The organism is Nocardioides insulae DSM 17944 (genome assembly GCF_000422825.1).
Taxonomy (GTDB): domain Bacteria; phylum Actinomycetota; class Actinomycetes; order Propionibacteriales; family Nocardioidaceae; genus Nocardioides; species Nocardioides insulae.
The window spans coordinates 1-6,898 of record NZ_AUGU01000015.1 but is presented as its reverse complement, the minus strand read 5'-3'; the positions used below and the strand labels follow the sequence as shown (position 1 = coordinate 6,898).

Genomic DNA, 6,898 nt, shown 5'->3' with positions numbered 1-6,898 from the left:
CCGGACCGTTGAGTCGGTCCTCCCGGACCGTTGAGTCGGTCCTCCCGGACCGTTGAGTCGGTCCTCCCGGACCGTTGAGTCAGTCCTCCCGGACCGTTGCCCCACTCGACCGTACACAAGGCCCCACTCGACCGTACGCAAGGCCCCACTCGACGAGACACAGCAACGCCCCGGCCGAACCAGTCGACCGGGGCGTGCGGATGAAGCGGTGAGGCAGGCTCAGCCGGCCAGGATCTCGCGCATCAGGGCGGCGGTCTCGGACGGCGTCTTGCCGACCTTCACGCCGACCGCCTCGAGCGCCTCCTTCTTGGCCTGCGCGGTGCCGGAGGAACCGGACACGATCGCACCGGCGTGACCCATGGTCTTGCCCTCGGGGGCGGTGAAGCCGGCGACGTACCCGACGACGGGCTTGGTCACGTGCTCCTTGATGTACGCCGCGGCGCGCTCCTCGGCGTCACCACCGATCTCGCCGATCATGACGATCGCCTTGGTCTCGGGGTCGTTCTCGAAAGCCTCGAGCGCGTCGATGTGGGTGGTACCGATGACCGGGTCGCCACCGATGCCGATGGCGGTGGAGAAGCCGAGGTCCTTCAGCTCGTACATCATCTGGTAGGTGAGGGTGCCGGACTTGGAGACCAGTCCGATCGGGCCCTTACCGGTGATGGTGTGCGGCGTGATGCCGGCCAGCGACTCGCCCGGGGTGATGATGCCGGGGCAGTTCGGGCCGATCATGCGGGTCTTCTTGCCCTGCAGGTAGGACCACACCTCGGCGGAGTCCTGCACCGGCACACCCTCGGTGATGACCACGATCAGCGGCATCTCGGCGTCGATGGCCTCGATGGCGGCGTCCTTGGTGAAGGCCGGGGGAACGAAGAGCACCGACACGTCGGCGCCGGTCTCGGCCATCGCGTCCTTGACAGAGCCGAAGACGGGCAGCTCGACGTCCTTGCCGTCCTGGTCCTTGTGGGAGACGGTGGTGCCGGCCTTGCGGGCGTTGACACCGCCGACGATCTGCGCGCCGGAGTCGAGCATCAGGGCGGTGTGCTTGGCACCCATCCCGCCGGTGATGCCCTGGACGATGATCTTGGAGTCCTTGTTCAGGTAGATCGACATTGTTCTATCTCTCTGCTTTCTCGTCCCGGACTCAGGCGTTGGCCAGTTCGGCGGCCTTGTCGGCCGCACCGTCCATGGTGTCGACCATGGTGACCAGCGGGTGGTTGGCCTCGTCCAGGATCTGCCGACCCAGGTCGACGTTGTTCCCGTCGAGGCGTACGACGAGCGGCTTGCTCGCCTCGTCGCCGAGGATGTTCAGCGCGCCGACGATGCCCTTGGCGACCTCGTCGCAGGCGGTGATGCCACCGAAGACGTTGACGAAGACGCTCTTGACCTGCTCGTCGCCGAGGATGACGTCGAGGCCGTCCGCCATGACCTGCGCGTTGGCACCGCCACCGATGTCGAGGAAGTTGGCGGGCTTGACGCCGCCGTGTGCCTCACCGGCGTACGCGACCACGTCGAGGGTGCTCATGACCAGACCCGCACCGTTACCGATGATGCCGACCTGACCGTCGAGCTTGACGTAGTTGAGGCCCTTCTCCTTGGCCTTGGCCTCGAGCGGGTCGGCCGCGGCCTTGTCCTCGAAAGCCTCGTGGTCGGGGTGACGGAACTCGGATGCGTTGTCGTCGAGGGAGACCTTGCCGTCCAGCGCCTCGAGCTTGTCACCGGCCAGGCGCGCCAGCGGGTTGACCTCCACCAGGGTGGCGTCCTCCTCGACGAACACCTTCCACAGCGACAGGACGGTCTGAACCGCCTGCTCGGTCAGCGCCTCGGGGAACTTGGCCTCCGCCACGATCTCGCGGGCCTTGGCCTCGTCCACGCCCGTACCCGGGTCGATGCCGATCTGCTTGACGGCGTCGGGGTTGGTCTTGGCGACCTCTTCGATCTCCACGCCACCCTCGACGGAGGCGATGCAGAGGTACTGCCGGTTCGAGCGGTCCAGCAGGAAGGAGAAGTAGTACTCCTCCTCGATCGAGGCCGCCGGAGCGATCAGGACCCGGTTGACGGTCAGGCCCTTGATCTGCATCCCGAGGATGTTCGACGCGTGCTCGAACGCCTCGTCGGGGGTCTTCGCGAGCTTGACGCCGCCGGCCTTGCCGCGACCGCCCGCCTTGACCTGGGCTTTGACGACCACGACGCCGAGCTTCTCGGCGGCGGCCTTGGCTTCTTCGGGGGTGTCGGCCACGATGCCCTCGGTGACGGGGACGTCGTGCTTGGCGAAGAGCTGCTTCGCCTGGTACTCCATCAGGTCCACTGATCCACCATGTCTCTATGTCGCAAGCGGGGGCACATCGCGCCACCACGGCTCTTGGGATGGTCCTCGTGCACAGTAGACCTGCCCGGCGCCCTGCCACGACTCCGGGGTGGCCGGCGTGATTGACAGCACACTCCCTTGCGTGACGCGGGTCACTCATCTGGTGGTGTTCAGGCGGGGCCGGGCACGCAAGTCCGCCTGCGCACGAGGTCGGCACCGCCTCTCTACCACGTCGCGATTCGGGGCGCCACTGGGGGGTCGGTTAGCGTCGAGCACTGCTGACTGACCCCCAACCAGCGGAGATCTACATACATGGCTGCCCCCAGAGAGGAGCACGGCCCAGCGGAGACCCCTGAAAGCCGTCGTTCCACGGGAGCGACCCCGTCGCCCGGCAAGCGCGCACGCCGCGCCGCCGACACCTCGGAGTCCTCGACGCCGTCGACCTACACCGGCAGGCGCGTCGCCCGTCGTACCACCCCTGACCAATTCCCGTCCTCGCCCGCGACGGTCGGCACGAGCCTCCTCCTCGAGGCGGCCTCCGACCGCATGGCAGGCGAACTGCCCGACGAGTTGGCCCCATCCGAGGCCGCCTCACGCCGGGCCCGGGCGCGTCGTTCCGGTCGCCGTTGGCGCCACCTCCCCGGCCTACCCACCGCGATCGGTCTCGCCGCTACCGCGGTGGCGGCGATCGGTGGCGTGGGCACGGCCACGACCGGGGCGACCACTGCGGCCGACGACCCGGCCACGGACTCCCACTCCCAGGTGCAGGCCTCCGGGGCCCTCACCGGCTCCAGCGCGGCCGGGATCACCGGCATCGCCGAGGATCGCGGTACGACGATCAGCCGGGGCCAGTCCCGCACCGCCGCCGTCGCGAAGACCGACGCTTCCGGCAAGGAAGCTGCCGGGGCCGAGGCCACCGCGGCCGATCGCCAGCAGGCGCTGACCGCCCTGAACAAGCGGGCGTCCGATCAGGCCCAGGCGCTCGAGGCCGACCAGTGGGGGCTGCCGATCCCAGCCGGCGACTACCACATCACCAACACCTTCGGGATGGCCCGCTCGTACTACGCGAGCACCCACACCGGCCTCGACTTCGCCGCGCCCGAGGGAACACCCATCCACGCGATCGCCCGCGGCGTGGTCACCTCGACCGGCTATGACGGCGCCTACGGCAACAAGACCGTCGTCACCCTCGAGGACGGCACCGAGATCTGGTACTGCCACCAGACCTCCTTCGCCGTCAGCCCGGGCGACAGCGTCACGACCGGCGAGGTCATCGGCCACGTCGGCTCCACCGGCAACGTGACCGGCCCGCACGTGCACGTCGAGGTCCGCCCCGGCGGAGGCGACCCCGTCGATCCCATGACCGCGATGCAGCACGAGGGCCTCGACCCCTGATCGCCCGGGTAAGCCCACCCGACGACGATGGCCCCGGCACTTCGCCGTGGCCATCGTCCGTCATCGGGTCCGGTCGCCCTCACGGGGCATCCAGTCGCTCGCTGGAAGCGGGCGGCGTCCTGCCCTGTCGCCGGGTGACCGCGCCGACGTCGGGCATCCGGGCGCTGGGTCAAGCGGACGACGTACCTGCCGGTGTCGCCCCGTGACGACCGCGCCGACATCGGGCATCCGGTCACTGGGTCAAGCGGGCGCAGGGTCAAGGGCGCTGGGTCACAGGGGCGACGTACCTGCCGGTGTCGGCAGCGCCAGCACCACCGGGGCAAGGCCACCCCTACCCGTGTTCGGACTGCTTCAGAGCTTCTCGACCGGTGCGTAACGCAGTAGCAGTCGCTTGACGCCCTGGGAACCGAAGTCGATCGAGGCGACCGCCTTCTCCCCCTGTCCCTCGACGGTGACGACCGTGCCGAGCCCGAAACTGTTGTGAGTCACCCGATCGCCCGGCGTCAGCGAGGGGATCTCACGAGACCGCTGGGCCTTCGAGGCCGCGTCGGCCCGCATCGCGGCGGAGGTGAAGTTGCGCCGGCCGGCCCCGGTGATACTCCCGAAACCGGTACTCCCGCGCCGCTCGGCAGGGCTGTGCGAGAGGTCCGGACGGGACCAGCGCGTGCGGTCGGCTTCGGTGCGCCGCCAATCGACCAGATCAACCGGTAGCTCACCGACGAAACGGCTCTCCGGATTGTGCGAGGGGGCACCCCAGGCCGAGCGCACCAGGGCACGCGAGATGAAGAGCCGCTCCTGCGCCCGGGTGACACCGACGTAGGCGAGTCGTCGCTCCTCCTCCAGTTCACGGGTGTCGCCCAACGCGCGGGCGTGCGGGAAGACGCCGTCCTCGAGACCGGTGAGGAAGACCATCGGGAACTCCAGCCCCTTCGCGGTGTGCAGCGTCATCAGTGTGACCACGCCGTCGTCGTCCTCGGGGATCTGGTCGGAGTCGGCGACCAGGGCCACCCGCTCCAGGAAGTCACGGAGCCCGGGCTGCACCTGGCCGGCGTCGACGTCGGCAGGGTCGGCCGACGGACCGGCCACGGGGTCATCGCTGAACTCTCGTGCCACCGCGACCAGTTCGGCGAGGTTCTCCACCCGGGTTGCGTCCTGCGGATCGTCAGACTCCTCGAGTTCCACGAGGTAGCCCGACTTGTCGAGCACGCTCTCCAGGACGACGTCCGCGCGCTCCCCGGCCGCCACCATCGATTGGAGCTCGTCCATCAGGCCCACAAAGCCGCGAATGCAACTCAGACTGCGCGTCGCCAGCCCTGGCGCATGCTCGGCCCGTCGCAAGGACTCCCAGAAGGTCACCCCCTCGGTTTCCGCGTACGCCGTCACACAGGCGATGGCGCGATCGCCGATCCCGCGCTTCGGGGTGTTGACGATCCGTCGCAGCGACACCTGGTCATCGGGATTGAGCAGAGCCCGGAGGTAGGCGAGGGCATCTCGCACCTCCCGGCGCTCGTAGAAGCGGACACCCCCGACCACCTTGTACGGCTGACCGGTCCGGATGAACACCTCCTCGAACACCCGGGACTGCGCGTTGGTGCGATAGAAGACGGCCACCTCGGAGGGCTTGTGTCCCGCATCGACGAGCTTGTCGACCTGGTCGGAGACGAACCGGGCCTCATCGTGCTCGTCGTCCGCGACGTACCCGACGATCCGCTCACCATCGCCCTGCTCGGACCAGAGACGCTTCTCCTTGCGCCCCTGGTTGTGGGTGATGACCGCGTTCGCTGCGGTGAGGATGGTCTGCGTCGAACGGTAGTTCTGCTCCAGCAGGATGCTGGTCGCATCCGGGAAGTCCTGCTCGAAGTCCAAGATGTTACGGATGTTGGCGCCGCGGAAGGCATAGATGGACTGGTCGGCGTCTCCGACGACCATCAGCTCCGCCGGTGGCACTCGCTGCTCCCCGGGCCGATCATCAGTGTCCTCCATCGGCTGCGAGCACAGCTCGTGAACCAAGGCGTACTGGGCATGGTTGGTGTCCTGATACTCGTCGACCAGCACATGTCGGAACCGTCGCCGATAGGTCTCCCGCACCACGGGAAACTCACGGAAGAGATGGACGGTCGTCATGATGAGGTCGTCGAAGTCGAGCGCGTTGGCCTCGCGCAGCCGCCTCTGGTACGTCGCATAGGCCTTCGCGTAGATCTCCTCGACGCCGTTCTCCGCTTCCTTGGCGGCCTCCTCGACGTCACGCAGCTCGTTCTTCTGGTCGGAGACCCAGTTGAGGATCTGGGCGGGCTGATAGCTGCGCGGGTCGAGATCGAGATCCTGGCAGACCAGGCCCATCAGGCGCTTCTGATCCGCCGCGTCGTAGATGGAGAAGTTGGACTTGTATCCGAGGTTGACGATCTCCTTGCGCAGGATCCGCACGCACGCGGAGTGAAAGGTGCTGACCCACATCACCCTGGCGCGGCGACCCACCAGGTCCTCGACCCGCTCCTTCATCTCCGCGGCCGCCTTGTTGGTGAAGGTGATCGCCAGGATCGATCCCGGGTGCGCGCCCCGCTGAGAGATCAGCCAAGCGATCCTCCGGGTGAGCACCCGGGTCTTGCCCGAGCCCGCACCTGCCACCACCAGCAACGGTGGGCCGGAGTGGGTGACGGCTGCCCGCTGCGGCGGATTGAGCCCCTCCAGTAGTTCTTCGGGGCTGGGCCCGCGACGCGGGGCGCCGGACGCCGCATCGGCGGAGGGCGCTGCGAAGGCCTCGAGGCCTGGGATGGTGGCGGGTTCGGAACTGCTCACGTCGGATCTCCTCATGCTGTCCCCAAGCCTAGGTGCGACCTCCGACAAGCCGAGATCCGGGCGTCCTGCAGGGGCCGCCCTGTGAGGCCGCCGTTCCCCCAGATCCGGGAGGCCCTCGGCCCCTCAGCGGCCGGCAACACTCGTCACCGGGTGTGGCAACGGTCCGCGATGGGGCACCCGCACCCAGCATTCTGGGTGGGAAATGCAGTGTAGGGGCCACCCCAACGGGTGGCCCCTACACGCTCAATAATTGTCCGGCGGCGTCCTACTCTCCCACAACCTCTCGGTTGCAGTACCATCGGCGCTGAAAGGCTTAACTTCCGGGTTCGGGATGGGACCGGGTGTTTCCCTCTCGCCATGACCGCCGTAACTCTACCCAACCCCTACCACACAACCAGT

General features: G+C 68.1%; 4 protein-coding genes and 1 rRNA gene. 1 reads left to right on the top strand and 4 read right to left on the bottom strand.

The genetic code is table 11. The features are described from left to right. Positions 1 to 219: 219 nt before the first annotated feature. Together sucD and sucC are read right to left on the bottom strand one after the other, a co-directional pair. Positions 220 to 1,113 carry a succinate--CoA ligase subunit alpha gene (gene sucD, locus G515_RS0106770; RefSeq protein ID WP_028659549.1) on the bottom strand — a complete coding sequence of 298 codons (894 nt, stop codon included), beginning with the start codon at positions 1,111 to 1,113 and terminating at the stop codon, positions 220 to 222. Positions 1,114 to 1,144: 31 nt separating this feature from the next. After that, complete coding sequence (gene sucC, locus G515_RS0106765) at positions 1,145 to 2,308, bottom strand: ADP-forming succinate--CoA ligase subunit beta (RefSeq protein ID WP_028659548.1); 1,164 nt, start codon at positions 2,306 to 2,308, stop codon at positions 1,145 to 1,147. Between the two features lie 312 nt (positions 2,309 to 2,620). Here sucC and G515_RS19920 point away from each other — a divergent pair, with 312 nt between their 5' ends. Then, positions 2,621 to 3,703 carry a M23 family metallopeptidase gene (locus tag G515_RS19920; RefSeq protein WP_211220973.1) on the top strand — a complete coding sequence of 361 codons (1,083 nt, stop codon included), beginning with the start codon at positions 2,621 to 2,623 and terminating at the stop codon, positions 3,701 to 3,703. Between the two features lie 351 nt (positions 3,704 to 4,054). Here the strand turns inward: G515_RS19920 and pcrA are convergent, their stop codons facing one another. Together pcrA and rrf are read right to left on the bottom strand one after the other, a co-directional pair. After that, positions 4,055 to 6,514 carry a DNA helicase PcrA gene (pcrA, locus tag G515_RS0106755; RefSeq protein WP_084653241.1) on the bottom strand — a complete coding sequence of 820 codons (2,460 nt, stop codon included), beginning with the start codon at positions 6,512 to 6,514 and terminating at the stop codon, positions 4,055 to 4,057. Between the two features lie 237 nt (positions 6,515 to 6,751). Beyond that, a 5S ribosomal RNA gene (gene rrf, locus G515_RS0106750) occupies positions 6,752 to 6,868 on the bottom strand. Positions 6,869 to 6,898: the final 30 nt, after the last annotated feature.